This is a genomic window from Tardiphaga sp. GW821-FHT12E02, assembly GCF_058807155.1.
Genome location: NZ_JBXAQK010000001.1, coordinates 5,190,426 through 5,216,423, shown reverse-complemented (window position 1 = coordinate 5,216,423; position 25,998 = coordinate 5,190,426). Strand labels below are relative to the sequence as shown.

19 protein-coding genes and 1 pseudogene are annotated in these 25,998 nt (G+C 57.4%); 10 read left to right on the top strand and 10 right to left on the bottom strand.

The annotated features are described in order from the left end of the window. Positions 1-59: 59 nt before the first annotated feature. The 6 genes from AC1RQ5_RS24535 to AC1RQ5_RS24510 all read right to left on the bottom strand — a co-directional run bounded on the left by AC1RQ5_RS24535 (position 60) and on the right by AC1RQ5_RS24510 (position 6,481). On the bottom strand, positions 60-1,079 hold the full coding sequence (locus AC1RQ5_RS24535; protein ID WP_493202451.1) for an aldo/keto reductase: 1,020 nt from the start codon (positions 1,077-1,079) through the stop codon (positions 60-62). Positions 1,080-1,150: 71 nt separating this feature from the next. Then, positions 1,151-3,442, bottom strand: coding sequence for an FdhF/YdeP family oxidoreductase (locus AC1RQ5_RS24530; protein WP_493202449.1), 2,292 nt, complete (start codon positions 3,440-3,442; stop codon positions 1,151-1,153). Positions 3,443-3,459: 17 nt separating this feature from the next. Next, complete coding sequence (locus tag AC1RQ5_RS24525) at positions 3,460-4,602, bottom strand: catalase family protein (RefSeq protein ID WP_493202448.1); 1,143 nt, start codon at positions 4,600-4,602, stop codon at positions 3,460-3,462. A gap of 153 nt (positions 4,603-4,755) precedes the next feature. After that, a complete protein-coding gene (locus AC1RQ5_RS24520; protein ID WP_493202446.1) occupies positions 4,756-5,373 on the bottom strand; it encodes a flavodoxin family protein in 618 nt (205 codons plus the stop codon). Between the two features lie 88 nt (positions 5,374-5,461). Further along, positions 5,462-5,716, bottom strand: a complete 255-nt coding sequence (locus AC1RQ5_RS24515) for a hypothetical protein (RefSeq protein ID WP_398477999.1) — start codon at positions 5,714-5,716, stop codon at positions 5,462-5,464. Positions 5,717-6,019: 303 nt separating this feature from the next. Continuing rightward, on the bottom strand, positions 6,020-6,481 hold the full coding sequence (locus AC1RQ5_RS24510; protein WP_398478001.1) for a low affinity iron permease family protein: 462 nt from the start codon (positions 6,479-6,481) through the stop codon (positions 6,020-6,022). A 430-nt stretch (positions 6,482-6,911) separates the two neighbouring features. On the opposite strand from AC1RQ5_RS24510, the gene AC1RQ5_RS24505 reads away from it, so the two are divergent. Continuing rightward, positions 6,912-9,356: a PAS domain-containing hybrid sensor histidine kinase/response regulator gene (locus tag AC1RQ5_RS24505; RefSeq protein WP_493202444.1), complete on the top strand. Its 2,445-nt coding sequence runs from the start codon at positions 6,912-6,914 to the stop codon at positions 9,354-9,356. Between the two features lie 34 nt (positions 9,357-9,390). Here AC1RQ5_RS24505 and AC1RQ5_RS24500 read toward each other — a convergent pair whose 3' ends face one another. Next, positions 9,391-9,780 carry a response regulator gene (locus tag AC1RQ5_RS24500; RefSeq protein ID WP_493202442.1) on the bottom strand — a complete coding sequence of 130 codons (390 nt, stop codon included), beginning with the start codon at positions 9,778-9,780 and terminating at the stop codon, positions 9,391-9,393. Between the two features lie 189 nt (positions 9,781-9,969). Here AC1RQ5_RS24500 and AC1RQ5_RS24495 point away from each other — a divergent pair, with 189 nt between their 5' ends. Together AC1RQ5_RS24495 and AC1RQ5_RS24490 are read left to right on the top strand one after the other, a co-directional pair. Next, positions 9,970-13,071 carry a PAS domain-containing hybrid sensor histidine kinase/response regulator gene (locus AC1RQ5_RS24495; protein ID WP_493202441.1) on the top strand — a complete coding sequence of 1,034 codons (3,102 nt, stop codon included), beginning with the start codon at positions 9,970-9,972 and terminating at the stop codon, positions 13,069-13,071. 37 nt (positions 13,072-13,108) lie between these two features. After that, positions 13,109-14,437 (top strand): cation:proton antiporter, encoded by a 1,329-nt coding sequence (locus tag AC1RQ5_RS24490; protein ID WP_493202439.1) that lies wholly within the window; start codon positions 13,109-13,111, stop codon positions 14,435-14,437. Between the two features lie 44 nt (positions 14,438-14,481). Here AC1RQ5_RS24490 and AC1RQ5_RS24485 read toward each other — a convergent pair whose 3' ends face one another. Further along, positions 14,482-14,667 (bottom strand): hypothetical protein, encoded by a 186-nt coding sequence (locus AC1RQ5_RS24485; RefSeq protein WP_493202437.1) that lies wholly within the window; start codon positions 14,665-14,667, stop codon positions 14,482-14,484. Between the two features lie 126 nt (positions 14,668-14,793). Here AC1RQ5_RS24485 and AC1RQ5_RS24480 point away from each other — a divergent pair, with 126 nt between their 5' ends. Continuing rightward, positions 14,794-15,003, top strand: coding sequence for a hypothetical protein (locus AC1RQ5_RS24480; protein ID WP_493202436.1), 210 nt, complete (start codon positions 14,794-14,796; stop codon positions 15,001-15,003). Positions 15,004-15,159: 156 nt separating this feature from the next. On the opposite strand, the gene AC1RQ5_RS24475 is transcribed toward AC1RQ5_RS24480, so the two are convergent. After that, the gene (locus tag AC1RQ5_RS24475) at positions 15,160-15,321 is read right to left on the bottom strand and encodes a hypothetical protein (protein ID WP_493202435.1); all 162 of its coding nucleotides are present in this window, start codon (positions 15,319-15,321) and stop codon (positions 15,160-15,162) included. Positions 15,322-17,095: 1,774 nt separating this feature from the next. Between AC1RQ5_RS24475 and AC1RQ5_RS24470 the strand changes: the two genes are divergently transcribed. Further along, positions 17,096-17,311, top strand: coding sequence for a hypothetical protein (locus AC1RQ5_RS24470; protein WP_398478013.1), 216 nt, complete (start codon positions 17,096-17,098; stop codon positions 17,309-17,311). Beyond that, positions 17,308-17,907, top strand: coding sequence for a peptidase S14 (locus AC1RQ5_RS24465; RefSeq protein WP_398478015.1), 600 nt, complete (start codon positions 17,308-17,310; stop codon positions 17,905-17,907). Before AC1RQ5_RS24470 ends, AC1RQ5_RS24465 begins: the two co-directional genes overlap by 4 nt. A gap of 60 nt (positions 17,908-17,967) precedes the next feature. Here AC1RQ5_RS24465 and AC1RQ5_RS24460 read toward each other — a convergent pair whose 3' ends face one another. Further along, on the bottom strand, positions 17,968-19,650 hold the full coding sequence (locus tag AC1RQ5_RS24460; protein ID WP_493202433.1) for an alpha-amylase family protein: 1,683 nt from the start codon (positions 19,648-19,650) through the stop codon (positions 17,968-17,970). Between the two features lie 233 nt (positions 19,651-19,883). Here AC1RQ5_RS24460 and AC1RQ5_RS24455 point away from each other — a divergent pair, with 233 nt between their 5' ends. From AC1RQ5_RS24455 to AC1RQ5_RS24440, 4 genes and pseudogenes are all read left to right on the top strand, one after another. Beyond that, positions 19,884-22,037: an exonuclease domain-containing protein gene (locus tag AC1RQ5_RS24455; protein ID WP_493202431.1), complete on the top strand. Its 2,154-nt coding sequence runs from the start codon at positions 19,884-19,886 to the stop codon at positions 22,035-22,037. Positions 22,038-22,215: 178 nt separating this feature from the next. Next, positions 22,216-23,532 carry a hypothetical protein gene (locus tag AC1RQ5_RS24450; RefSeq protein ID WP_493202429.1) on the top strand — a complete coding sequence of 439 codons (1,317 nt, stop codon included), beginning with the start codon at positions 22,216-22,218 and terminating at the stop codon, positions 23,530-23,532. Positions 23,533-23,537: 5 nt separating this feature from the next. Beyond that, a complete protein-coding gene (locus AC1RQ5_RS24445) occupies positions 23,538-24,380 on the top strand; it encodes a COG3904 family protein (RefSeq protein ID WP_398478023.1) in 843 nt (280 codons plus the stop codon). A 444-nt stretch (positions 24,381-24,824) separates the two neighbouring features. Next, a pseudogene (locus tag AC1RQ5_RS24440) lies at positions 24,825-25,624 on the top strand (FAD-dependent monooxygenase); the annotation flags it as partial. Positions 25,625-25,998: the final 374 nt, after the last annotated feature.

The following is a 25,998-nucleotide window of genomic DNA, read 5'->3' as shown; positions in this document are numbered from 1 at the left end:
ATCTGCAGAATAAGACAAAGATCGAGCAGCTCAGTTCCAAGGCAACGACCACAGGAGCGCTACGGCGGCTGCGGGATCGCGGCGTTGGCGTCGATCAGCTGCTGATCCCTCAGCGCCGCCCAGAAATCAGGCGCAATTTTGGTTTGCATCGAATTGTAGTTTTCCGATACCTGCTGCGGGCTTCGTGCGCCCACCACCAACGCGACGGCCACATCGGGGGCGGCTGAGAACTGCAGTGCGGCGGTGCGCAGATCGACGCCGAAACGCGCCGCAACGGCGCGAATCTTTTCGCGTTTGTCGATGGCTGAGACAGGGATCTTGAAGTTCTCCGCACCGTAGTTGAAACGGCCGCTCCCCGACACGAAGCCAGCATTAAGCGCGGAACCGATGACGAGGGAGACCTTCTTCTCGCGTACAGCTGGAAAGAGCTCGTTCACGGCCGTGGCATGATCGATTAATGAATACTGCCTCGCGCAGAGGCAAACATCGGGGTCAGCATCTTCGAGGACTTTCAAGATTGGCTCAGGTGTATTCACGCCGATGCCCCAGGCCCGAATGATTCCTTCGTCGCGCATTTTGGAGAGTGCCGGAAACGCGCCCTTGCGCGCGATTTCGTACTGCTCTTCCCAGCCATTCGGGAAGTATGCGAAGTCCGGCGAGATGTCGTGCACAAAGGCGATGTCCAGGGCATCCACACCGAGGCGCTGCAGGCTATCCTCGATTGAGCGGCGGACGCCATCGGCGGTGTAGTCAAACACCACGTCATTGGGGGAGTCGGAGAACGGGAAGATCTCCGCATGCCTGTTGGTCTTCGACGCCTTGAACAGTTTTCCGACTTTGGACGAGAGGATGTAGTCACTTCTATTCTTATTGTGGAGGAAATGGCCAAAGCGACGCTCGGAAAGGCCGAACCCGTACCATGGCGCGACATCGAAGTAGCGTATTCCAACGTCCCATGCCGCATCCAGAGTGGCTTCGGCTTCTTTGTCGGTATGTTTGTTAAACTCGTTTCCGAGTGAAACGCCGCCGAGGCCGAAGCGAAAATCGGGTTTGAAAATCTGCTGCGCACGATTGGGCATTGGTCGAGTCCTTGAGTGAAAATGAATATTTTGACGAGCCAGCCGTCACATTTAGGGCAGGGCAGGGACGATCAGGCCACAGGATCCGCCGATGAAATGCGGACCGGCACGCCTTTCGCTGCTGGCGTCTTCGACATCTTGTCGTGGTACCAGAGCGGAATTAGTGGATTGGCCTCTGGGTAGTAGGCACCGAGGCAACCACGCGGCAGATCGAACGGCGTGACCACAAGACCATCAAGACGCCGTTCGATTCCATCATCGGCATCAGAAAACAACGAGACCTTCTGTCCAGACACCAGATCGTGGCGCCGGATATCATCGGGGCACATCAGGAGCACGTCGCGCGTGCCTTCAATGCCGCGCAATCGGTCCGACATGCCATAAATGGTGGTGTTGAACTGATCGTTGGACCGCATGGTGATGAGGCGAAAACGACGATCCCTGTCCGGTACGCCCATCGACGTCAGCGACTGCGGACGCGTGAAGTCGGCCTTGCCGGATTTGGTCAGCCAGATGCGGTCGCGCACCTTGTTGCCGCGGTAAAAGCCGCCGGGCGTGAACATGCGCGCGTTGAAGTCCTTGAACTGATCGGGATAGGTTTCCTCGATTAGGTCTCGAACCTGGGCGTAATCGGCCGTCCAATCGTCCCAGGCTACGGCGGCATTGCTCGGCAGGGTCGCTTTTGCGATGCCTGCAACGATAGCAAGTTCGGACCGCAGCATAGCGCTGGCCGGCGCGCGGTGGCCGCGGGAGCCATGCACGCAGCTCAAGGAGTCTTCCATGGTCACGGTTTGCGGGCCTCCCGCCTGCTCATCGATTTCGGACCGGCCGAGGCAGGGAAGGAGATAAGCGGCACGACCGTTGATCAGATGGCTGCGATTGAGCTTGGTGGCAATCTGGACTGTCAGCTGCATGGTCGGCCAAGCAGCCTCCATGCGCTCCCGTTCCGGAATGGCACGCAGGAAATTGCCACCGAGTCCGATAAAGGCTTTGACGCTGCCGTCGAGAATGCCTTCGCAAACCTCGACCGTGTTACGGCCCTTGTCGCGAGGGGCCTTAAAGGAGAAACGATGTTCGAGATGGTCGAGCGGCACTAGCTCCGGTTTTTCGGAGATGCCGACTGTACGCTGTCCCTGCACATTGGAATGCCCACGTACTGGCGAGATGCCTGCGCCTGGACGCCCAAGATTGCCCCGGAGCATCAGCAAGTTGACCAGCATTCCGATCGTCTCCGCGCCGTGAACGTGCTGGGTAACGCCCATACCGTAGACGCCGATGACATTCTTGGCGTTGCAGTAGATCTCCGCGGCTTCCGCAAGATCATCGCGGCTCAAGCCGGATTCGCGTTCGATATCGGCCCAGTCGGACTCTGTCGCCTGGCTCACAAAGTCTTTGAAACCGTGCGTGTGTTCAGCGATGAACGCTACATCGAGCACGCGTTGGCCTGTGCCATGGGCCAGTTCGTCTGCGGCAAGCACATGTTTGACAATGCCCATGATGGCGGCGATGTCACCGCCCGGACGGACTTGAAAATACAGGCTGGAGAGCTTGGTCGGCTTGCCGATTGTCATCTGAATCGGGTTTTGTGGATCGACGAATTCGATCAGGCCCTTTTCACGTACGGGATTGAAGGTGACGATCTTGCAGCCGCGCTCGACGGCATCCTTGAGGGTGTGCAGGAAACGAGGGCTATTCGAGCCGGTGTTCTGGCCGAAGAAAAACAGAGCGTCGCAATCGTTGAAATCCTTCAGAACGCAGGTGCCGACGGGAGAGCCGATGACCTTTTTTAGACCAACCGACGTGGTCTCGTGGCACATGTTCGAGCTGTCGGGCAGGTTGTTGTGGCCGTACAGGCGCGCGAACAGCGCGTAGAGATAGGCGGTTTCCAGGCTGGCACGCCCGGACGCGTAGAAGGTCGTCGATTTCGGATCGAGCGCCTTCAATTCTTCTCCAATAGCGGCAAAGGAATCGTCCCATCGCACCGGCACATATCTGTCGGTTGCCGGGTCGAGGCGCATCGGATGTGTAAGGCGCCCGGTCTGCTCAAGATCGAAATCACTCCATCCGCGCAGCTCACTCACGCTGTGCTTTGCGAAGAAATCAGGATCGCAACGGCGTGACGTCAGTTCCCACAGCGTGGCCTTGGCGCCATTTTCGCAAAACTCTAGTGGGTGCGGGTGCTCCGGTTTTGTCCACGCGCATGATACGCACATGAAACCGCCTGGCTTGTTCTGGCGGGCCAGCGTTTCCAGCGCGGCGGGCGTCGCCCATTCCTTGCCGAACACGCTTGCAATGCCGCGGAGCGAGCCCCAGCCGCCGGATGGGCCGTCATAAGCAACTTCTTCAAGAGAGGAATCTTCCATGGGCGCGCGCTTCCGGGTCAATGCCGGTGACCCAGGCTGGGTGCCGGCTGGTCCGGCCGCGAGGCGCTTTCAGCCTCCGAAGGTGAGGCGGATGGTTCATGGAAAGGACAACCATTGAAGCGCGCGCGAAATTCCGAGGAATGGCGGTAGGGTGCGCGGCGGGCGCGATTGATATTGCCAAGCGGCTGATGTGCGGTGATGCCGGTCCAGACGCTGAAACGCATTTTTTCATCCACCGCCTGAACGAGTTCGGGGCTCCAGCTATCCTGCGGGCGCACGTGGATTGTTGCCACACGCTGAAACGGAGCGTCCTGCTCGTCCCATTTCACCGTCGGATCTTCGACGGGCTGCTTTTCTAAATCGCGGCAGAGCTGCACGCGAAACTCCCAAATACCGTCGATCGCATGCATTTCCTGCTGCACGGTTTCGCGGATCGCATTTGGGCGATCCGATGCGTCGATAATCTTGCCGGTACGTTCGGTCAGCGATGGCGATATGGGAGCAATCGAAAACTTGGCGATGTAGTCGCCATAGCGGAATGGCGTGGTGCTGTAATAGATCTCACCCAGTGGGTCCACATTCGGGGCACCACCGAGGGAGTTGACTGCGGGACTTTCGATGCCGACAGCACCCAATGCTGCATTGACGCCGCGCAGGACCGCGGAGAGCGTCTGTTTGGTCCCTTCGAGGCGGTCGGTCGTTTTAGCCAGAAGTTTCAGGTTGCCAAGGAATTTGTCAGCCGTCGGGGCCTGGAAGATCGGCCCATTGACCATGACGAAGTCCTGGTTTTCGCCTTCGGCGCCGGGAAGGCGTTCACCGCCGACATCGAGCACCTTCATCGCAAGTCCGCGAGGCAGGCTAATGTCGTCGGGAAGGATATCGCCGGCGTTTGTGGATAGCCGCAAATAGACTTGGTGCTTGCCCGTGGTAGCAAACAGACCTTGGGCAAGTTCCGGCGCGAGCCCATTGTCTACGACCATTTCGCCGATGAGAATACCGTGCGACTTCGCGTGGACGGATCTGACAGCGTGCCCGTAGTCTTTCGATGTTCGGTCAAGGATCACATCGAAGGTCTCGATCAATCCCTGAACTGTTTCCTGCTCGTCCGGCTGGATGGTTTCAACATTAGCGGTGAAGCGCAGCGGCGGGCCCAGGGTCATCGAACACTCCATTAGGCGAGCCGATGGGCTCACTTTATGTGGAGCAAACGCCGGAAACTTAAGAAGGTTTCTAGATTGCGTGACAGACGCGAACTTTCCATGAGTAGCGATGTCAGCGGCAGCGATTGTTGCACTACCGAGGTGCGGAGTACCCTATGACACACCCGGATATCGAGCTGATTTGAGAAGGCGAGCGAGATGCGCGGCATTCGAAGCGAGCATCGAGGTGGTCTGGACTGTCTTTTCAAAGGGCTTTTGAAGGTCGTTGTAATCGACCGATGCCATCGCTTCACCGACCCAATACGTCCCGCCGCCCGCCGGAATCGTAAAGCCGACATCGTTGAGCGCTTGAAAGATCTCCGCATGCGAATGATGGGCACCGTCTTCATTGCCAACCACGGCGGCGATGGCGATTTTGCCAAAGGAAGGCATGCGGCCGTTGTCGTCCGTCTCTTCCAGGAAAGCGTCCATGCGTTCGAGGACGCGCTTAGCTACGCTTGATGGCTGGCCAAGCCAGATTGGGGTACCGATGATGAGAATGTCTGCCGCAAGAACTTGTGCACGCAGCGCTGGCCAGTCGTCACTTTTGCCTTCGTCTGATCCTACGCCTGGCAGAATATTGTAGTTTGCCGCGCGAATCGATGTGCCGGTCACGCCCTGAGCCTTCAATGCCTCGAGCAACTCGCCGATAAGCTTCTCGGTCGAGGAAGGGGCGTTACCGCTTTTCAGCGTGCAGTTGAAGGCCAATGCGGTGAGAGCAGTATCAGTCATGCAGATCTCACGATGGTCAACGTGTCGGGGGTGCTCTAACTTCACCAGCAAGAAGAACGAAGCCGCGCTTTGGGCGCGGCTTCGGTGATTACTTCTTCATTCCGTCTTTGGACATTCCGTCCTTCGCCATGCCGTCTTTCTTCATACCGGTGGTTCCCGACATCCCATCTTTCTTCATCGAGTCCTGGCGATCAACAGCTGTGCCGGTGCTGGTCGTTCCTGGTTGATTGACGCCGGCGCCGGTCGAGCTGGGCTGTGGAGCGCTCGGATTTGCGCCCGACTGGGCGAACGAAGCAGATGCTGTGAGACCAAGAATTGCGACTGCGGTAATGAATGTCTTCATATCGTTGTTCCTCCGGGCGAGATGCCGCAGTTTCAAGTCGCTGCCAGAAGCGTCGTTCCGTTTCACTGCCACATTTGGAAATTGAATTTCGTGATCAGGTCGATTCACGGGATGTTGGGTTTGCAGTCGAGTTGCTCAACGCAGAGAGCATGGACATGCCCGAATGATGACCGCAGCGCCACAGCCCGGAGGCATCAGAAGTGCTGATCAGCCGGTGGTGGCCAAGGAGACGACGAACAATCATAGAAGCGCGGAATAGGTTTGAGCCGCGCTACTCCCGGCGTGGCGATGTGGCGATCGAAATCAGGATCCCACCGCTTGATCTGCGGCTTCACGGGCTTTCTGGCCGGTTTTTTTGACGGTCTTTTCTCCGACCTTTTCAGCGGCCGCCCGTGCCTCGCATTTGGTGCGGATGTCTTCGAGCTCCTCATCGGTAAGATGCTCGATGCCTACGAAGGAGTTGTGGGCAGCGCTTGTCCGGATCAGTTCGTCGAGCTTGACTTGGATGGCGGCGCTGTCGCGGTTTTGAGAGTTCTGGATCAGAAACACCATCAAGAAGGTGACGATCGTCGTTCCGGTATTGATGACGAGTTGCCAGGTGTCGGAATACCCGAAAAATGGACCTGACACGGCCCAGACCACCACAACGGTCAATGCGATCACGAAGGTCGATGCCCGCCCAGCGAGGAGCGATGTTTTATTGGCGAGATCTCCAAAGAACCGCGCAAAACCCTGCACATGTTGATCTCTTGCGCCGTCGGGCATAACTGTGTCCTCTTCTAGGGTGCGACATTCGACCACATGCGAGGCAGGCAAGGAAGGTAATTTTTCACCTCGCAATGTCGGGTGGGCGACTTCGGCACTCGTTGGCCGTTGTTAGTTTCGAGATTTGAGCGGGAGATACGATGCCGATCACAAAGCCCTGGACCCCAGATGATGTCGCTAAACTCATTGCCTTGGCTGAGACGGGCGCCAGCTTGATGCGAGCCAGCGCGGCGTTGGGCAGGAAGACATCCGCGGTGCAAAAGAAGGCGCGAGAAATCGGCAGGCCACTCGCTGGCGTCCGAAAGATCAAAGCAGGCCTACGCGCCAGTGGAGTTATCGACACTAGACAGAAATAGTGTGTCGCCTGGATAGGTCTAAGGCAGAGACAAGACGCCGATTGTCATGTGCTATCAGGCATGCGGTGATTTCAATGATGGCCTGCGATAGCTTGGATCTTCCTGAATTTGAGGCGCGAGAAGTGATCGACCAATCGGAAGAACGCACACTGCGCGACCGCGAGAGCGAACTTGCCGAAGTTCAGCGGATAGCGAAGGTCGGCGGGGTTCTCGTCGATTTGAGAGACGGTTTCAAGAATCGGCGCTCGCCCGAATATTTGGCGATCCACGGGCTGCCGGTGGATGCTGTCAACGAGAGCCACGAAGACTGGGTGAGGCGCTTGCATCCGGAAGATCGCGAGCGTGCTGAGATCCAGTTTCTCGACGTACTGCGCGGCGAGGCTGAACGTTATTCATCTGAGTATCGCATCATTCGTCCTAGCGATGGCGAGGTTCGCTGGATCGCCGCGGAAGGCCGGATTGAGAGGGATGCGGAAGGGCGCGCAATTCGTATGATTGGCGCGCATATTGATATTACGGAACGCGCGCTCTCACGGGAAATGTTGAGGGAAAGCGAGGAGCGCTTCCGGCTCATCGCCGACAGTGCGCCCGTGCCCATCTGGGTTACCCAGATGGATCGAACAAGAAGTTTCGCTAACCGCGCATACATTGAGTTTGTCGGCGTTCCCTACGAACAGGCGCTTGCCTTCGATTGGCGCTCGATCTTGCATTCAGATGACATTCAACGCGTCCTGAATGAAAGCATTGCGGGCGAGGCTTCCTTAAAGCCGTTCGTTTTGGAGGCGCGTTATCGGCGTTCCGATGGCGAGCTCCGATGGATTCGCTCGGAATCGCAACCCCGTTGGGATCCGGCTGGGAGGCACATCGGGTTCATAGGAGTGGCACACGACATTACAGCTGCGAAGCAAGCTGAGATCGACCTGCGCAGTATCAATGATCGTCTCGAAACGCTGGTTGCCGACCGTACAAGCCAACTTCGCGCTCGTGAATCTCAGCTCCGCGCAATTCTTGAAACAACGAATCAACATCACGGCTTGCTCGATCTAGCCGGACGGCTGCTGTATGCCAACGCAACTGCGCTGACCGCTGCCAATGTTACCCTTGAAGGGGTTGTTGGCAGAGCATTTTGGGATGGCCCATGGTTCACAACAACGCCGGGGGCCGCTGAAGTCGTCGAACGTGCGTTTAATGAAGCTGTTCTTGGGTTGACTGCGCGGACCGAGATTGAACTCCAACTGCCGGTCGGGAGCCGAAGCTTTGACCTTGCACTGCGGCCTGTGAGCGATGAGACCGGCCAGGTAACAGCGGTTCTTGCCGAAGCGGTCGATACGACGGATCGCCGTTTGAACGAGGAAGCACTGCGACAGGCGCAGAAAATGGAGGCGGTGGGGCAACTGACGGGCGGCGTTGCCCACGACTTCAACAATTTGCTCACTATCATTAGGTCAGCCACTGACTTCCTTCGTCGCCGTGATCTCCCGGAGGAACGGAGGCGACGTTACGTCGATGCCATTTCCGACACGACCGATCGCGCGTCGCGCCTGACGGGGCAGCTTTTGGCGTTTGCGCGACGACAGCCATTGGCGCCAGTGACGTTTGACGTAGCTGCCCAAGTGGCGAGCATCGCCAATCTGATCCGACCGCTTGTCGGCAGTCGCATTAGGATCGAAGTGAATGCTTCGTCTGAGAAGCTGTTTGCGAATGCGGACGTCGGTCAATTTGAAACGACGCTGGTCAACCTTGCCGTCAATGCTCGGGATGCCATGAACGGCGAAGGGCGGCTTGTCGTATCGGCACATCCTGCAAACGAAATTCCGGCTGTCAGATCGCATGGGGCCAAGCCGGGCGACTTTGTTGCCGTGTCGATTGAGGACTCTGGAACCGGAATTGCGCCAGAGCTGCTGCAGACAATCTTCGAGCCCTTTTTCACGACAAAGGAAGTCGGTCGTGGAACGGGGCTGGGACTCAGTCAGGTCTTTGGGTTCGCCAAGCAGTCCGGCGGTGACATCTTGGTCAGCAGCAAATTAGGGAAGGGGACCGTCTTTACACTGTATCTCCCTCGCTCCGAAGCTCTCTCTCTGGCACCTCCCGCGGCCGCTCAGCGAGCCGATCCATCGAGTGGTGTCGGCCACCGTATTCTTGTGGTCGAAGACAATACGGATGTGGGCACTTTTTCGACCGAGCTACTCGAGGATCTGGGTTACGTGACGGAATGGGCAAGGTCTGCCAATGATGCTCTCGATCTTCTTGCCAAAGGCGAGTTTGCGTTCGATCTCGTATTTTCCGATGTCATTATGCCGGGAATCAACGGGGTCGAGCTGGCGACCAAAATCCGGGACGAATATCCAGGACTGCCCGTCGTTTTAACGTCGGGGTACAGCAGCGTTCTAGCAGAGAACGCGCATCAGGGCTTCGAGCTTATCCAAAAACCATACTCGGTGGAAGTTTTGTCGCGGGTTCTTCGGCGTTCAATTTCTGACCGGCGCGGTTTGAATGCGGCGCCCGGGGGAAATGCATGACCCGCTCAGAATGGAAGCTATCTTCATTGCCACGCTAGTGTCTACTAGCCACGTCCAGAGCGGTAAGCATGTCTGTCGAAAGATAGGGTTTTGGCAGAAATACAGAATCTGATGGCATCTCACCAGCGACAGGCCGATGCTTGCCACTTGCAACTACAATGTTAAGCGGCGGCCATCGAGTTCTGACAACAGCGGCCAAACGCAGACCATCCATGGAACCCGGCATATCAATGTCGGTGAAGAGCAAATCTACATCTTCACAAAGCTCAAGAGCGTTAATCGCTTCGTCCGCCGATGCAGCTGTTAGCACGGAGTGGCCCGCGTCACGCAATGCATCTTCAACCCACATCATGATGAGGAAATAATCCTCAACAACCAAGATCTTCATGCATTCCCCTTCCAGCCCGCCATTCGAACTGCTCATTTTGGGTATCGTTCCAGCGTCGAGTGTGTTTCTCGCGGTGCACCTTCTGAGGGAACTCAACCCGGTCGAGCGCGCGTGCGGCGAGCCGACATACGGGGCGCTCGCCACGTTATGCTGAAACGCTCGCGCAGAATGTGAGTTAGAGAAACGGTTTGTTTGATATAGCTATTTTGAAGGGTATTATCACACGTGAGCACTGCCGAATTGCATTCTCGGAGCCGTGAAGATCTGGAAGCTGAAGTTCTTCTGTTGCGCGCTGCGCTGGTTGAGGCAGGAGTTGATCCGCTTTATTTGGAACACCGGTCGCCGCGATCAGATGCCCCGCATGATGGCGATATCGCGGAGAAAGCAAGGGCGGCGGCGCAAGCAACAGCACAGTATTCTGACGACCAACCCACAACATGCGACCAGCGAGAGGCAGCACAGCGGTTGCAACGGAGCGACTTTGCTTCGCAAAGCCTAATTGACGCGCTGAATGCCAGTCGTAAAGCTCTTGCAAGTAGTGAAGCCCGACAGCGCGCAATTTTCGAAAGCGCTGCAGATTTCGCAATGATCATCACAGATCCCGCCGGTATCATCACCGACTGGAATCCAGGTGCCGAGCGCGCGATGGGGTGGACCGCTGCAGAGATGCGCGGGAGGGATGCCTCGCGCGTCTTCACACCGGAAGATCAAGACGACGACCGTGTGTCGTACGAGATGCGTCAAGCGCTCGCCGAGGGGCGAGCGTCGGATGAACGTTGGCATATGCGGAAGGATGGCCAGCGCTTTTGGGCTTCCGGCGAGATGATGCCGCTTTTTGACGGGGGCACCCATCTCGGTTTTGTTAAGATCCTGCGGGATCGCACGAGCGAGCATTTGTCAGGCATCATTCTGGCCGAAACGCAGGAGCGTTATCGCCTTGCTGGCAAAGCCACCAACGATGCAGTCTGGGACTGGGATCTGACAAATAATCGCGTCCACTGGAACGAAGCTCTCGAACGAACCTACGGGCACGTTCTTACTCGCGCCGAGATGACCGGTGAATGGTGGATTTCTCAGATCCACCCTGATGACCAAGCTCGCATTGATAGCTCTATTCATGCCGTCATCGATGGCAGCGATGACGCTTGGACGGACGGATACCGTTTCCGACGATCGGACGGCTCGTACGCGGAGGTTCTTGATCGGGGACATGTTATCCGCGACGCCGATGGCCGAGCTGTTCGAATGATCGGCGCGATGCTGGATCTTACTAAAATGCGAAGCGCTGAGGCAGCGCTCAGCCGGAGTGAAGCGCGGTTTCGTACTGTGCTAGAAACAATCGATGTCGCTTTCGCAATTGTTCAGGTCAAGTTCGACGCTGATGATCGGCCGGTAAATTATCGATTTGTCGAGGCTAACCCAGCTTTCGAAAAGCAAGCCGGTGTCAATCTCCGTGGGAAATGGGTGACCGAATTTGCACCGGACTTGGAGCGTTTCTGGTTTGAAACATATGGCCACGTGGCCAAAACCGGTGAACCGGCTACGTTCGAAAACTATGCAAAGAATTTTGAACGCTGGTTTGATGTGCGTGCGATTCGTGTCGGTGAGCCGCATGAACGGCAAATTGCAATCTTGTTCAACGATACGACCGAGCGGCGGTCTGCTGAGGAGCGACTGCGTTTCAGTGAAGCATTAGCGCGGGAGAATGTTGAGCGGGTTCAGTTGGCCTTGGCCGCAGGCGCGATTATCGGGACTTGGCATTGGGACATACCCAGTGATCGATTTACGGTTGACGAGGGCTTTGCCCGAGCCTTTGGTCTTGATCCTTCGCTGAGCCGCAAAGGTTTAAGCCTTGAACAGGTGGTCGCAACTGTTCATCCAGATGATCAGAAAGATTTAGCGGCAGCAATCGGAGAAGCAATCGCGCGCGGCGGAGCTTATGCCCATCAATATCGAGTCCTACGGACGGATGGCGAGTATCACTGGATCGAGGCGAACGGTCGGGTGGACCATTCTTCTGATGGTAAGCCGACGAGCTTTCCCGGGGTGGTAATCGATGTCGCGGAGCGACGCGCCTTGCTTGAGGAGCGTGATCGGGCTCTGCACGAACTGCGTGAGTTGAACGAAACCCTCGAGCAGCGCGTCACAGAGCGTTCAACTGAGCTTTTGAGAGCGGAAGAAGCACTTCGCCAGTCACAGAAAATGGAGGCGGTGGGGCAACTGACTGGGGGCCTCGCGCACGACTTTAACAATCTGCTGGCTGGCATATCCGGAGCGCTCGAACTGATCCAGACCCGCTTGGCGCAGGGGCGGTTAAACGACGTCGAAAAATACGTTTTTGCCGCGCAGGGGGCGTCAAAACGGGCAGCAGCTTTGACGCACAGATTGCTCGCTTTTTCCAGGCGTCAAACTCTTGACCCCAAACCGACGAACGTCAATTCGCTGATTGGCGGCATGACTGACCTTATTCAGCGTACAGTGGGTCCGGCCATCCAAGTCGAGACCGTCGGCGCTTCGGGTCTTTGGCCAGCGCTGGTTGATGCCAGCCAACTTGAAAATTCTCTTTTGAATCTGTGCATCAACGCGCGTGATGCGATGCCGGATGGCGGGAGGATCACGATCGAAACCGCCAATAAATGGCTCGATCTCGAAGCCGCCCGAGCCCATGACGTACCGTCCGGGCAGTATCTTTCCTTGTGTGTCACCGATACGGGAACGGGCATGTCACCCGACATCGTGGCGAAGGTATTTGATCCATTCTTCACAACTAAGCCGATCGGGCAGGGCACCGGCCTTGGATTGTCGATGATCTACGGTTTTGCCAAGCAGTCCGGCGGTCAGGTGCGCATCTATTCAGAGCTTGGGCACGGCTCCACGATTTGCATCTATTTGCCGCGTCACTATGGCGATGCGGAAACCGCCGGCGACATGCCTAAGATCCCGATCGAGTTTGCGCGTGAAGGTGAAACAGTCCTCGTGGTCGATGATGAACCCACGGTGCGTATGCTGATCACTGACGTTTTGAAAGATCTTGGATACGCGGCCATTGAAGCGGCTGACAGCGCCTCAGGGCTCAAGGTTTTGCAGTCTGGTGTGCGGATCGACCTGCTGATCTCCGACGTCGGTCTTCCCGGTGGCATGAATGGCCGGCAGATGGCCGATGCCGGACGCGAGCGCCGCCGCGATCTCAAGGTCCTTTTCATAACCGGGTACGCAGAAAATTCCGCAATTGGAAACGGCCACCTCGCACCCGGGATGGTAGTGTTGACCAAGCCTTTCGCGGTAGATGTGCTGGCTGCAAGGATCCGTGAGCTCTTAACCAGATGAGGTGGCCCTGTCGCACCACGATGTGCGGTTTTCGATTATGTCGAGCGTTCTCGCGCGTACAGAAGGATATGATGAACCCGATCAGGCGGGCGGATCGATGATACTTTTGGTCGCCTTTGGCGCGCTGATCCTTCTAACGGCATGGCTTCCGATGGTCTTGAAGGAGGCGCCGCTTTCGCTCCCGATCGTTTGTGTAATGATCGGATCGATCGCGTTTTGGTGGGCACCCGAGCTCAAAATACCAAATCCCGTGACCCGCCTATCGGTGATAGAGAAGGTCACCGAACTCGTCGTCATCATCTCGCTCATGGGCGCTGCCCTCAAGATCGATCGTAAGGTCGGATGGCGCACTTGGATGATCACTTGGCGATTGCTGCTGGTCGCGATGCCGCTGACGATCGCAGGGTTGTGGGGAATGGGCTACGTGTTTCTCGGTCTGTCCGGGGCATCGTCGCTTCTGCTCGCAGCCGCGCTGGCACCGACCGATCCGGTCCTTGCCAGCGATGTTCAGGTGGGCCCGCCCAAATCAGGCGAAGAGGACGACACGCGTTTCGCTTTGACATCTGAGGCGGGTCTGAATGATGGACTGGCATTTCCATTCGTCATGTTGGCGATCGCTATGACGCAGACTCACCAAGCCACGATGGATTGGGCAATGCGTTGGTTTGCAATCGACGTTCTGTGGCGCCTTGGTGTGGGCGTCGCCATCGGGGCAGCGCTTGGCTACGGTTTGGGATGGCTAGTCTTTCGCATACCAAACCGCGCGAAACTGTCGCGTACCGGCGATGGCTTTGTAGCAATTGGTATAACCATCATCGTTTTCGGTATTTCGGAGGCGATCCATGGTTATGGCTTCGTATCAGTGTTCGTTGCCGGATTGGCGCTGCGAGCGGCGGAGCGCAACAATCAATATCACCAAACATTGCACGACTTTTCCGAGCAATTAGAGCGGTTGCTGATGATGGTTCTTCTGGTCCTGTTCGGAGCCGCTATTATCTCGAGCGATTTGCTGCACAAATTGACCTGGAGTTCGATCGCCTACGCACTCGTTGCGATCGTGGTCGTGCGTCCCGTTTCTGCATGGTTATCGCTTGCCGGCACGTTGTGCCCACCGATCGAAAGAGCCGCAATCAGCTTCTTTGGCATCCGCGGCATAGGTTCGGTCTATTATCTTGCGTTTGCGCTACAGAAACCAGGTTTCGACGGAGCCGAAATCTTGCTGAGTACAACTGCTCTCATCATTCTCTTTTCAATCGTGCTTCACGGAGTCACGGTGACTCCTGCCATGGGCTTAATTGATCGCCGGCGACGATTGGGTACGACAGATCGCGAAAGCGGGCGCATTGCTGAGTCTATGCGCCGCTAAAGCGAAAAAAGACGCTCGCCTGTGTGGCGAGCGTCTGGTCCAATCTACTTTTCTGAATGACCCGAGCCGGGTGGGGTGGTTTTCGGGGCCTTGCCATCTTCGATCCTTCCCTCGTTACGAAGATCACGGCCTTCCTGGGCCTTCTTCTTGCTCTCGGGGTCCTTGCCGTGCTCGTAGAGCTCTTCCTTCACAAAGCCGGCACCTTCTTTGACTTTTCCTTCGACGCTCATAGTGACCTCCGGTTTTTCCATGTGGGGACGTGCAACGTCGTCTTTTGTGATTTGATCCATTGGGAGGCACGGGAACTAAGCGAGAACCGGTAGGTTCATCAGCGACAAAACCCAGGGAGGCCTAAAATGAAGAAGTTTCTCTCCGTCCTTGCCGTCGCCACGATCGCTGCGGGTTTGACCGTGAGCGTCGCGGACGCTAAGCCGCGCAAATCGTCATCGAAGATGATGAGCAGCAAGGCCGGCGGCACGAATAGCGCTAATTCGATGGGTGGCAAGAATAGCCCTGCGAGCAATGCCAAGGGCTCGGCCAGCTCGGCCGGAGGCGGCGAAAAGTAATCGGCAACAGCTGTAGGAAGACAGTTCTGATCGCCCAGGCTGGTGCCTTCGCTGGATTTGGTGGCCGAAGGGAAGCCGACCAAAGCTCTCTCATGCCGCAGGGCCATCACAAAGGTGGCCCTTCTATTGTTGGCTCACACTGAGCTGCAAGAAACGTTATTTCTGTCTTGATGCCGCTTCTCTATTCAGGCGCTCGCTCTTCAGCCGCTCGCGGTTCTTGTCGAATGCTTGTTTTTCCAACGCTTGCTCACTTAGCGCCGCTGTCTTTGGGATAGCAGGCTTAAAGGCGGCTTCGGCTTTCGCTGCATTAGCCAACATGTTGCTTGATATTCCATTCATCGCTTGTTCCGATCTTTCCGCACTTCGCGAAACTCTGACGGCCCTTTCAGTAGGCGGTGCTTACGCGTCTCTTGTTCCGCCACAGTGGCGGATCTGTCCGACATCCGATCAAGTTGATCTCCCGCGAGCTGCGCCGATTTTGAAGAAGTCGCAGATCTCTTCGCACGCGCCGGATCTACGCCAGCAAGAGCAATTGCAACGAGTCGTCGTATTGCCTCTGGACGAGACAAGCCTCGTTCTTCCTGGCTCGCGATCCATGAATCGACCTGCGCCAACGGCTCATTTGCCATTGGGACGGCGACAACGGCGCCTTTTGCTGCCTTGGTTTTCGGTTTATGCGGCATCACGTGTGGAAGAAGGTTAGGAAAATGATCGCGAATGCCACGATCGCCAATCCCAGGCTTGCCACCAGCACGTTTCTAACCGTCGGTCCGCGCTCAGCGCCCCGTGCTTTCGTTGCTGACTTCACTGGAATTGTGTCTTGCTCAGCCATCGCCGGTCCTTTCATGGAAGAGGCCGCCCGGGATTTATGTCGGGCGGCCTCTTTGACGACTGCTGTTTCCAGATCCACCGCCACACAGTAAAGCGCGCTGGGACGTCAACGTTCCAAGACAATCTCGGCGACATCTGCGTGACGTCGGGACCTACTTTGTCTCCTGACTAGACGGAGACGGCGGCGCATCACTTCATGCGAGACGTTGAGCGGTTCATCACGAGTTGGGCGAGCACGGGCTTGGCGGTCATACGAATTACGGGGCGGCCTACGTTGGCTGACTGTTGGCAGTCACGGCTTAACGGTCGAGAACAATCGGCTGACCCCGACCGCGGAGAAGATAGCGCACCGTCTCTTCGCATGCTCGGCAGCGAAACGACCGGATCTCACCTTTACCCTCGGCATCTTGTTTAATTGCAATAAGATCACGCCTCTGGCTGCAAGCTAGGCATGGAACTAGGCTCGTGGATGACACGTTTCACTCTATAATTGTTATATCGAATCTATACTTTCGTCTACGGCGGGCAACTTGAGGTGTCTGTCCGCTACCGGACATAGCGCCGCGTGATGTCGTGTTAAATTCCGTACTGTATCGACAGAGCTTCACCTGAACAGGTGAGAGGCATCTCGGTCGTTGGTTGGAAGGATGGCGCAAATGCCTCATCCAGAGTTCGATATCGCGCCCCGCGGTGAGGGCTACATCATCGAAGTGCGATGGCCGGATAGCACCATTGAACAGATGCCGGGCTATTCAGCACAGAGCAAGCCGCCCAAGACTGCCTGGCCTCCGAAAGTTTCATTCGATGGTTGCGAGAGCGATCGCTGAACCGGCGTCAGGACATCGACGAGTAGCGCCGCCGCTTCGATTCGGGCGAGGTCAGGGCGCGTGTGTCCTGCTCAGTTCGCTCAGAGTAAAAAGCCGAGTCTTACGCCCGGGCTTTCTTTCCATACGTTCGATAGCTTACCAGCTCATTTGCCCATCCAGGCGCGCTCGATACCGCCGCCGACGGTGCAGCCACTGCGGCTATCGCGACTGCTGCCAGCGAATTTCGCAACGTTCGCTGGAGCCGAAGGCGAGGCAAGACGGCTGCAGCTCTTCCACGGACAACTCGCGGGGAAGGAGAGCAGCCTGACGCCGCCGCGTAAGCAATATGTGTGGTTAAGTGCGAGCAAAGACCTCGTTCAACGGCGTGATGTGAGTGGAACTTTGGCTGTCTCTGCCGTGTTCGAGGTAATAGCGCAGGCCAACTGAGAGATATTATGCCCAATCCGCATCCAACCCCGCCCCCAAAGGGTACGAGCAAGTTTTTTCTCCTGGCCGGCGTTGTCGTCGGACTGGTTGTCATCGTCGCGTTCATAGGCATGAACGCACAGCACGCTCAGGATTCAAAAGCTCAGCAGAGCGGGCAGGTGAAGCCGAGCGAGACGCCGATGCATGAGAAAGACCTCGGCAAAGCGCCGGTTCAACCGAAATGAGCCAAACGTCACCTGTCGGCGTGACAGCACACGATTTGCCATTGCAGACGCAGGATTTCCAGACCCCCGCGATACTGCTGTCGGGCAATGTTGACTACGACATGTACAAAAACTTCCGGGCGCAGCTTGATGCAGCGCTCGATAGACCGCTGGTCGTTGTCGAAATTTCCACCTTAGGGGGAGATCCGGAAGTTGCCCGCATGATGGGCGAAGATATACGCTTTCACAGCGAGATCTTTCCCGATCGGCACATTGTCTTTCTAGGCAAAGCAGTCATCTATTCGGCGGGCGTGACCTTCATGAGCTTCTTTGCACGGGAGAACCGCTACGTCACCCGCGGCAGCCGGTTGATGATCCACGAGCGCAAGCTGAGCAAGACCCTGACCATTGATGGGCCATTGACCATGTGTCTGGCGTCTGTTGAAGCGACCTTGAACGAGATCAAATGCTCGATTGCCATCCAGAATGAAGGTTTTGAAAATCTCATTCGTGGGTCGCAGATCGCGATGGACGATCTTCTGTTGAAAGCGCCCAGCAACTGGTACCTTGAAGCTCAGGAAGCGCAAAAGCTCGGCTTGGTCCGCGCCGTTCTTTAGCGCGGATCAGCAGAGAAGAACGTGTCACCTCCCTAGGATGGCGAAAGCGTCACCCAGACATCACCTCGATTGAGGGATGTCAATGTCGCTACGTCTCAGCAGATAATCTAGCCCGCCAGTTCTGAACCAGCGATAGCCGTAGCCCTCCAGCATGAGGTGATGCTTGCCGTGATCGTCAGCGTGGCTGTGGCTTTCGGACAGCAAGTTGATGAGATGCAGATCCCGCTCGTCGTCCAGTCCGATGGCAAGAGTGACCTCGCGCGGCTCCTCGTTGAAGTTGTGGACGAATAAAACCGAATTGTTGCGCCAGTCGTAGCGGATTGCCAACACGGACGGATCGCGCGTTGCAACAATCGCAAAATCGCCCCAGCCGATTTCAGGCACTTCCTTGCGCATTCGGATCATGCGCTCTGTCCAGTTCAGCAGTGAATCCGGATCGCGCCGCTGCATGGCGACGTTGACATGATCGTAGCCGTAAGGCCCTTTGTCGATGACCGGGTTTTTCGAGCGCTCGCTTTTTGTAAAGCCGGCGTGAGGCTCGGTTGACCACTGCATGGGCGTGCGTGCGCAATTGCGTTCGGGGAGGGTGAGATCGTCGCCCATCGCGATTTCGTCGCCGTAACGCAGAACAGGGGTACCCGGCAGTGTGTACATCAGGCTGTAGGCGAGCTCGAGACGTCTGCGGTCACCGCCCAGCATCGGAGCGAGACGGCGACGGATGCCCCGGTCGTATAGTTGCATCGACTTGTCTGGACCGAACGCCTCAAAAACGATCTTCCGCTGTTTTTCGGAGAGGCGACCAAGGTCGAGTTCGTCGTGGTTGCGCAGAAATAGTCCCCATTGTGCGGTAGCCGGCCGGGGTTTTGTGACTTTCATGGCTGCCGCCAGCGGACGGGCATCGCCCGCAGCCAGCGCGTAGAAGAGATGCTGATTGACGTGGAAGTTGAACATCATGTGCATCCGGTCACCATCGTCGCCGAAATATTCCATGTCGGTTTCCGGAAGCACATTGGCCTCTGCCAGCACGATCGCATCACCCTTGCGCCACTGCAGAAACTCGCGGAAGACGCGCAGCATATCGTATTGCTCGACCGGCTTGTTTACCTTGGGTCCTTTGGTGGCAATGATGAAGGGCACCGCATCCATGCGAAAGCCGGATACGCCAAGCTGTAACCAAAAGCCCATGATCTTGAGGATCTCGGCCTGGACGTGTGGATTGGACGTATTGAGATCAGGCTGAAAGTCGTAGAACCGGTGGAAGTACCACGATTTCGATGTCTTATCGTGAGTCCAGGTTGTCTTCTGCACCCCTGGAAACACCATGCCCTTGTTCGCATTGGCCGGTTTTTTGTCTGACCAGACGTACCAGTCGTGATAGGGCGAGTCTTTCGAGCTGCGCGCGGCCTTGAACCATGGATGCTGATCAGACGTATGATTGACGACGAGGTCGATGATCACGCGGATGCCGCGCTGATGGCAGCCATGGGTGAATTCAACGAAGTCGCCTAGCGTGCCGTAGCGTTTATCGACGCCGTAGTAATCGGAGATATCATAGCCATCATCTTTGCCCGGGGATGCCTGGAAAGGCATCAGCCATATAGCAGTAATGCCGAGGCCGTGCAGATAGTCGAGGCGTCGCGTCAGTCCCCGGAAGTCACCGATCCCATCGCCGTCGGAATCCATGAAGCTGCCGACTGACAGGCAATAGAAGACAGCGTTTTTGTACCAAAGGTCATCGATCATGGAGCACCTGTTAGGGCATGAAGACGCTCAATGTTTGCGCTAACCCCTATGTTCCACGACGGAACAGTGAAGTGCCGATGGGCACTCGCGTCTACGAGCCGCGCCGACGCGGCAAGTGTTCCTTGACATTCTCTCTGCGATTGAACAAAAAGTGAACATTTGTCCGATGGAGCTTAGAGAAGTCATTCACCAGACGCGACCTGAGCCCCACGCTGGAGCTGTAGCGGCAATCGATGAGTTTACCAAAACTTCCGACATATTATTATCTCGACCATTTCACGGAGATGCTCGGCTTCGTCGCGAAGGCTTATGCGTCGATACTGACCGAAGAGCATCATCGCTTCTCCCAATGTTTTCGTCGGATGTCGCGCGACGCGCAATGTCTTCTTGTGCGCATGATCAATCGACGCGGCATGGTCTTCAATCGCGATCAATTCAGATATGCTGAGATTGGAGATACGCAGGCCGCATTGAACGAACTCACGGCCATTGGGCATGCTCGTTCTCTCCTTGTGCAGGATTATGCGGCTTTGTTGTCGCGCCTTCCGAAGGCCCAGCTTCTGGGCTCAGCCAGGAGCGCCGGCTATTCGGATGCTCGCTCGTCATGGTCGAAACCCACGCTGATCGCGTTTTTCGTTGAACGTGTCCCGTTCGACGTTGCGATCGAATATTGCGACGGTGAGCGGTTTGTGGTGTTGGCCAACACCGCGCCGATCGATTTCCAGCTATATCTCTATTTCGGCAAAACCGAGGTCGATCTGAAGAACTTCGCGCTCCGTGATCTCGGGCTGCTCAGAACCAACGGTGCGACAGGTTTCAGCGCGCGCTTCGAGGATGCTGAAGAAGCGAGGGCCTGCTTCTACTACAGTCAGCTGGCGGACCGTATCGAGGAGAAAGGCCTCGACGTTTATCAGCAGGCAGCCGATGCAATCCTTACCGGACCGTCTTGCCCGACGGACTATGCGTCGGAGCTGCGTGGCCGTATTGCATGTCGTGTTGGCCAATATTTCGAGAAGTTCGGCGATCTTGATCTTGCAAGAAGGCTATATCAGGCCAGCGATTCCGCAGATTGTCGCGAGCGGTTGGTGCGGATCATTTATGCCGCGGGTGAGAAAACCGAGGCAGAGGCGCTCATCCGGCAGATGATCGACGATCCGGTGTCGGACGACGAGTTTACATTCGCCATGGATTTTCATGCGCGCAAATTTGGTGGCCGCCGAACAGGCGCATGCACCGAAATGCTGCGAGCTGCGGCGACAATTTTGATCGATGATGCCCATCGCGGCAATCCGGAAGCGGGCGTTGCGGCTTACAAGCGGCGACAGGGGTTCCGCGTGTTCTTCGCGGAAAACACCCTCTGGCTTTCGTTGTTCGGCCTCATGTTCTGGGATGAACTGTTCGAAGCAGATCAGCTGAACAGCGGTTTTGACTGGGTGCCGCGCTGTCTCAAAGACGGCAGCTTTGCCCATCGCTTCGCGCCTCAAATCGAGGCCAAGCTGCAAGCTGTTCGGTCCGGTTCGGCTTTGAGCTTCGTTCTGAAGTCCGTTGCAGCGAGATGGGGACGACCGAACGGTCTCTTCGTTTGGGATCACGTCAGTCTCGAAGCCCTGCAAGTGCTTTTGACGGGTGTCGATCTCGCGGGACTGGCGAGCATTATGGAAGCGATGTGCCGAGATTTCCGCTCAATGCGTGACGGCTTCCCGGACCTGATGCTTGCGAAAGACGGCAAAGTGTCTTTTAGCGAGGTAAAAGCCGAGGGGGACGTAATCCGTCGTAACCAGCTGACCCGTCTTCGACAGCTCGGCAAGGCGCAGATCGCCGTCGAGATCGGCCGCGTCGGCTACAGCTTCGATCCCGATCAGGACTATGTTGTCGTGGACGTCGAGACCACGGGTGGAATGGCGTCGTATGATCGCATCACCGAGATTGGCGCCGTCAAGATCCGAAACCATCAAGTCGTTGGCGAGTGGCATTCCTTGGTCAATCCGCAACGGTCGATACCTGCGCGCATCGTGCAACTGACAGGAATCACGAACGCGATGGTGCGCGACGCCCCGGTATTCGGAACGGTCGCAGATAGCTTCATGGAGTTCATGGCAGACGGCATCTTCGTCGCGCACAATGTGAATTTCGACTACGGGTTCATATCCAGCGAGTTCGAGCGGCTGGAGCGTCGCTTCAGATGTCCGAAGGTGTGCACGTGCGCGGGTATGCGGAAGACACATCCGGGTCTTGAATCCTATGGCCTCGGCAACCTCAGTCGCGCTTTCGACATCGATCTGGAAAGCCATCACCGCGCGCTCAGCGACGCACGAGCGGCCGCCGGCCTTCTCAATCTCATGAACGCAAAGCGGCAGAAAAGTCTTCTCGACGATCGCGCCGCTTAGTGGGCGCGCCGCACAAATGCAGGCTGCGGTCCGGTCCAAACCTCGCGCGACGAACACAATCTAGCCGATTTTCTTCGTTAGCTGAGTGACTTAGCGAGCGGGGTCCGAATTTTAAGAGCCGGATCCGGGGGCGCACGCTGGCCACCACATTTCATGACTTTTGAAACGGGACTGACCCATGCCCCTTTCCGCGCCTCGTGTCACCGCGCCTGTCGCTTCGGTATCCGCAATTCTCTCCAAGGGCGTCGCCCGCCTCGAAGTGACCCTGCGGTTGACCACTGCCATCCTCGCTCTCGCTGCCGGCGTCTATACGTATCTCGGCGTCCGCGAACTTCTAAACGGCAGCCCGACGACAGTGTTCTTCGCCGCCGTCATCTATGCGGTCGCCGTCTCGGTTGGCATCTATGCCTTCTGGGTGTTCCTGATGCACTTCATGCCGCATGTGGTCGACCGCCGGGGGCGCGCGCTGATGTTTGGCTGCATGGCGCTCGGCTCGCTCATGATTGTGGCCATGTCGTCCTGGCTCAACGCCTCGGCACTGGCCGGCGCGGCGGCGGTTCAGCAGCATCTCGCCATTACTGTGCAGAATTACACCCGCGATCTCGACACGGCGAACAGCAACGCCATCGCCGCGCAGAGCCTGCTGCCGGATATCCAGCTTGCGTCGTCGCGGTTCGCCAAACTGGCAGATGCCGAGCGCACCGGATCGCTGACGGGCACGTCGGGTTCCGGCACCGTTGTGCAGCTCCTGACCCAGATGTCCGGCCAGCTCGAAGGGCTCGGTCAGGAGGTTCAAAACTCCGGCAAGCGCGTCTCCACGCTGTTCGAGCAAGGCGGCAAGCATCTCGCGAAGATGCGCGAACTGATCTCCGATCGCGGCCCGATCGCAAGCCGCAGCGATGCATTTGCCACCGAGTCGCTGGCGCTGATGGGCGTGATCGCCAATTTGCAGCAGACCTCGGTCGCGCCCGCAGTGAAACGCGCCGCGACCTCACTGACCTCCGGCTTCATCGCGCCCGCTGCTGGCGGACGCGGTGATCTCGCGGACCGACAGACTGCTGTCGTGAGCAAGGTCGAAGGATCGATCGCGGCGCAGGCCAACTCGCTGGCTGACGCCGCGGACAAGATCCTGGCGCTGCCAAAGATCGAGCCGGTGCGCTTCCAGGCCATGTCGCCGGCGGAAGCCGTGCTACGCTATGCCAGCGACTTCATCCCGAGCTGGGCCGGCGCGATTTCTATCGACCTGATGCCGGCGGTGCTGGTGCTGATCCTCTGCGTGGTGCATGCTGCCATCCGCCGTGAAGGCGCTCCCACCGTTGCTGCGAGCGAGATGACCGTTGGCGAGATGATGGCGGCATTGCAGATGGCCAAGGAAGTCGCGGCGGCGCGCGAGGGCACCCCCGATCCGGTGCCGCCGGATGAGCCTGCGCGCGTCTCCGAAGTCGCCAGCGACGAGAACGTTACCCCGCTGTCCACCGCACGTCAGGGCAAGTGAGCGTCATGGGACGCACCACATTGCAGCAACGGTTCTCTGCGTGGCTCGCGGACTATCCCGACGACGCAATCCTGCGAACAATTTTTCGCGGCGTCGTCGGCGTCACCATCGCGGTACTGGCGCTTGATCTCGCCGGCATGAATGACTTGTTGAAGCCGACAGACCCTGCATCGTCGCCAGCAGATACCAAACAAGCAACGCCTGGATTGAGCGTGCCGGCGATATTGGCACCGTTACTTCCGGGCAACGATCGGCGCGGCGTACCGATGCCACAACCGGATGGGGCGCTTGCCAAGGCGATGACCTTCGAACTTGTTGGCGGCGGACGGCTATTGGCCACGGGGATGATCACACCCGGTGTCTCGGAAGCGTTTGCCGCCGAGATCGGCAAGCGTGGCGACTATGTAAAGACGGTCGTGCTCAACTCGCCGGGCGGATCCGTCGGCGATGCCTTAGCGATGGGCCGGCTGATCCGCGAAAGGAAGCTGGCCACCGAGGTCGATGCCGGCAAGCTTTGCGCTTCGTCTTGTCCCTTGATGTTCTTCGGGGGTGTCGAGCGCCGTGCCGGCGACAAAGCGGCGATCGGCGTGCATCAGGTGTTTTCTCCCAACCAGCCGGATCCGATCGCTCCACGCGACGATATGAGCGATGCGCAGCGCATTTCGGCACGTTGTCAACGCTACCTTGGCGATATGGGGATCAATCTCCAGGTGTGGGTGCATGCAATGGAAACGCCGAAAGACCGACTGTTCGTGTTCAAACAGGACGAGTTGAAGAGCTTAAACATTCTGACCATGGCGCCGGCTGCCGATTCCACGTCTCTGCCAGTCGGGAGAACCCGTTCGTAAGTGACTTCCGAATGTGCGCCGCTGAAGTAGCTATTCTTAGCTCCGACCGAACACTTCGAGAGGGGCGAAAATCGCTGATCGCGTTTTGATGCGTCCCTGCATAATAAGGGAAATTCCCTGATCAGTTTCCAGGGAAATTTTCAAAATGGCGCTTAGAGGAAGCCAAAAATGGTGGCGACAGGGGCGCGGCCTCTGCTGCTTAGCGCATTTTCCCTGTAAAATTCCCTGTTTGCAGTGAAATCTCTGGAGACAGTTTCGAACAGCACTCCCGCCCCAGCCAGGCAGTCCGGGCGTTTAGCCGGATCGCCCGATCTGACAAGAAAGGCCGGTATTTGGCCGGTTTCCGTATATTCGGATAAGTCTCTGGCTGGCGTAATCTGCCCTGCGCTCCGCCAGACTCCCGAAAGTCTGCGGCCGGCAGTTCAGAAATTACCATTTTGGGGAGATTGCGGGTGGAGACATGGTTCGATGCCACTGCCGCCCGACCTTTGCACTCAGTGCTGGCCTTGCGCTGACGTCACCGTCTCGAAGCTATTGCTCGCTTCCATCTGGACCGACCGCGCCTCTCAGGCAACCGAATATCGCAAGGGGCGTGTGCCGCTGGCCGGGGACGCTGCGCATATCCATTCGACACTAGGCGGCCAGGGTCTGAACCTCGGACTTGGCGATGCGATAATTTCGGCTGGAAGCTCGCCGCAACGATCAGAGGAGATGCTCCGGAAGGCTTGCTTGACAGCTATGCGCAGGACCGGCATCCGGCGCGGCGCGCAGATACTCGATTGGTCACGAGCCCAAGTCGCAGTCATGCGGCCGAGCGCCAGCTCCCGCGCAATTGAAGCCATCATCCGTGACCTCACGGATACACGCGACGGCACAACCTATTTCGCCGGACGGGTGTGGGTGTCGGGATTTGCTATGATCTGGGCGGGCACCATTCGCCAGCCGGCCGCAGCGTGCGGGACTTCCAATTGGGCAACGGCGATAGGGTCACGGCATCTGCGAACGGACGTGGCCTTCCGCTTGATAGCACGTCCGACGTATCGCTGATGGCGCTCGTGGCTCGCTGGCGCTGTTGCATCCACTATGTCGCAAAAGACGCGACAGACGCGCTCGGCGCAAAGGTTGTGCTCGTCAGGCCCGATGGCGTTACCGCCTGGGCGACCGGAAGGGCGGCCGATCTCGGTGAGGCCGCCTTCATAGTAGCGCGGTGGTTTGGCAAACCCACGCAACACGTGACCCCCTAGATATCGCTCTCTTGCGGTACGCATATAAATGCCAGAATGCGCGATGGCAGCTTCTGGCGCAAAGCGAACTAACAACTAGTCCTGAAAGTCGAGCGGTTCTAGACCGATCAGATCCTCTATAGACTTTAAGGTCTAACCTACGGAATTCGCTGATAAAACCAAAAACAGGCGAGTCCGTTCCGGTTCACTAAAGTGCAGCAAAATGCACTGCCGGGCATGCCCGTCCGTATCACTTCCGTTCCAGCCGGTGCCCTCCGGTCTGCCGAAGCGCCCTTAGAGGCGCGCGGGTCTGAAACTCAAAAACAACCCCCAAGTTGAAGGCGCCCCCCCGGGGGCGCCTTTTTTCTTGCCTCTCCACGGCCATACGGAGACTC

Bases quoted from the DNA above. Each gene is read 5' to 3' on its own strand.
- AC1RQ5_RS24535 (WP_493202451.1), bottom strand. From the start codon at position 1,079: ATGCCCAATCGTGCGCAGCAGATTTTCAAACCCGATTTTCGCTTCGGC.
- AC1RQ5_RS24530 (WP_493202449.1), bottom strand. From the start codon at position 3,442: ATGGAAGATTCCTCTCTTGAAGAAGTTGCTTATGACGGCCCATCCGGC.
- AC1RQ5_RS24525 (WP_493202448.1), bottom strand. From the start codon at position 4,602: ATGACCCTGGGCCCGCCGCTGCGCTTCACCGCTAATGTTGAAACCATC.
- AC1RQ5_RS24520 (WP_493202446.1), bottom strand. From the start codon at position 5,373: ATGACTGATACTGCTCTCACCGCATTGGCCTTCAACTGCACGCTGAAA.
- AC1RQ5_RS24515 (WP_398477999.1), bottom strand. From the start codon at position 5,716: ATGAAGACATTCATTACCGCAGTCGCAATTCTTGGTCTCACAGCATCT.
- AC1RQ5_RS24510 (WP_398478001.1), bottom strand. From the start codon at position 6,481: ATGCCCGACGGCGCAAGAGATCAACATGTGCAGGGTTTTGCGCGGTTC.
- AC1RQ5_RS24505 (WP_493202444.1), top strand. From the start codon at position 6,912: ATGATGGCCTGCGATAGCTTGGATCTTCCTGAATTTGAGGCGCGAGAA.
- AC1RQ5_RS24500 (WP_493202442.1), bottom strand. From the start codon at position 9,780: ATGAGCAGTTCGAATGGCGGGCTGGAAGGGGAATGCATGAAGATCTTG.
- AC1RQ5_RS24490 (WP_493202439.1), top strand. From the start codon at position 13,109: ATGTCGAGCGTTCTCGCGCGTACAGAAGGATATGATGAACCCGATCAG.
- AC1RQ5_RS24485 (WP_493202437.1), bottom strand. From the start codon at position 14,667: ATGAGCGTCGAAGGAAAAGTCAAAGAAGGTGCCGGCTTTGTGAAGGAA.
- AC1RQ5_RS24480 (WP_493202436.1), top strand. From the start codon at position 14,794: ATGAAGAAGTTTCTCTCCGTCCTTGCCGTCGCCACGATCGCTGCGGGT.
- AC1RQ5_RS24475 (WP_493202435.1), bottom strand. From the start codon at position 15,321: ATGTTGGCTAATGCAGCGAAAGCCGAAGCCGCCTTTAAGCCTGCTATC.
- AC1RQ5_RS24470 (WP_398478013.1), top strand. From the start codon at position 17,096: ATGCCCAATCCGCATCCAACCCCGCCCCCAAAGGGTACGAGCAAGTTT.
- AC1RQ5_RS24465 (WP_398478015.1), top strand. From the start codon at position 17,308: ATGAGCCAAACGTCACCTGTCGGCGTGACAGCACACGATTTGCCATTG.
- AC1RQ5_RS24460 (WP_493202433.1), bottom strand. From the start codon at position 19,650: ATGATCGATGACCTTTGGTACAAAAACGCTGTCTTCTATTGCCTGTCA.
- AC1RQ5_RS24455 (WP_493202431.1), top strand. From the start codon at position 19,884: ATGAGTTTACCAAAACTTCCGACATATTATTATCTCGACCATTTCACG.
- AC1RQ5_RS24450 (WP_493202429.1), top strand. From the start codon at position 22,216: ATGCCCCTTTCCGCGCCTCGTGTCACCGCGCCTGTCGCTTCGGTATCC.
- AC1RQ5_RS24445 (WP_398478023.1), top strand. From the start codon at position 23,538: ATGGGACGCACCACATTGCAGCAACGGTTCTCTGCGTGGCTCGCGGAC.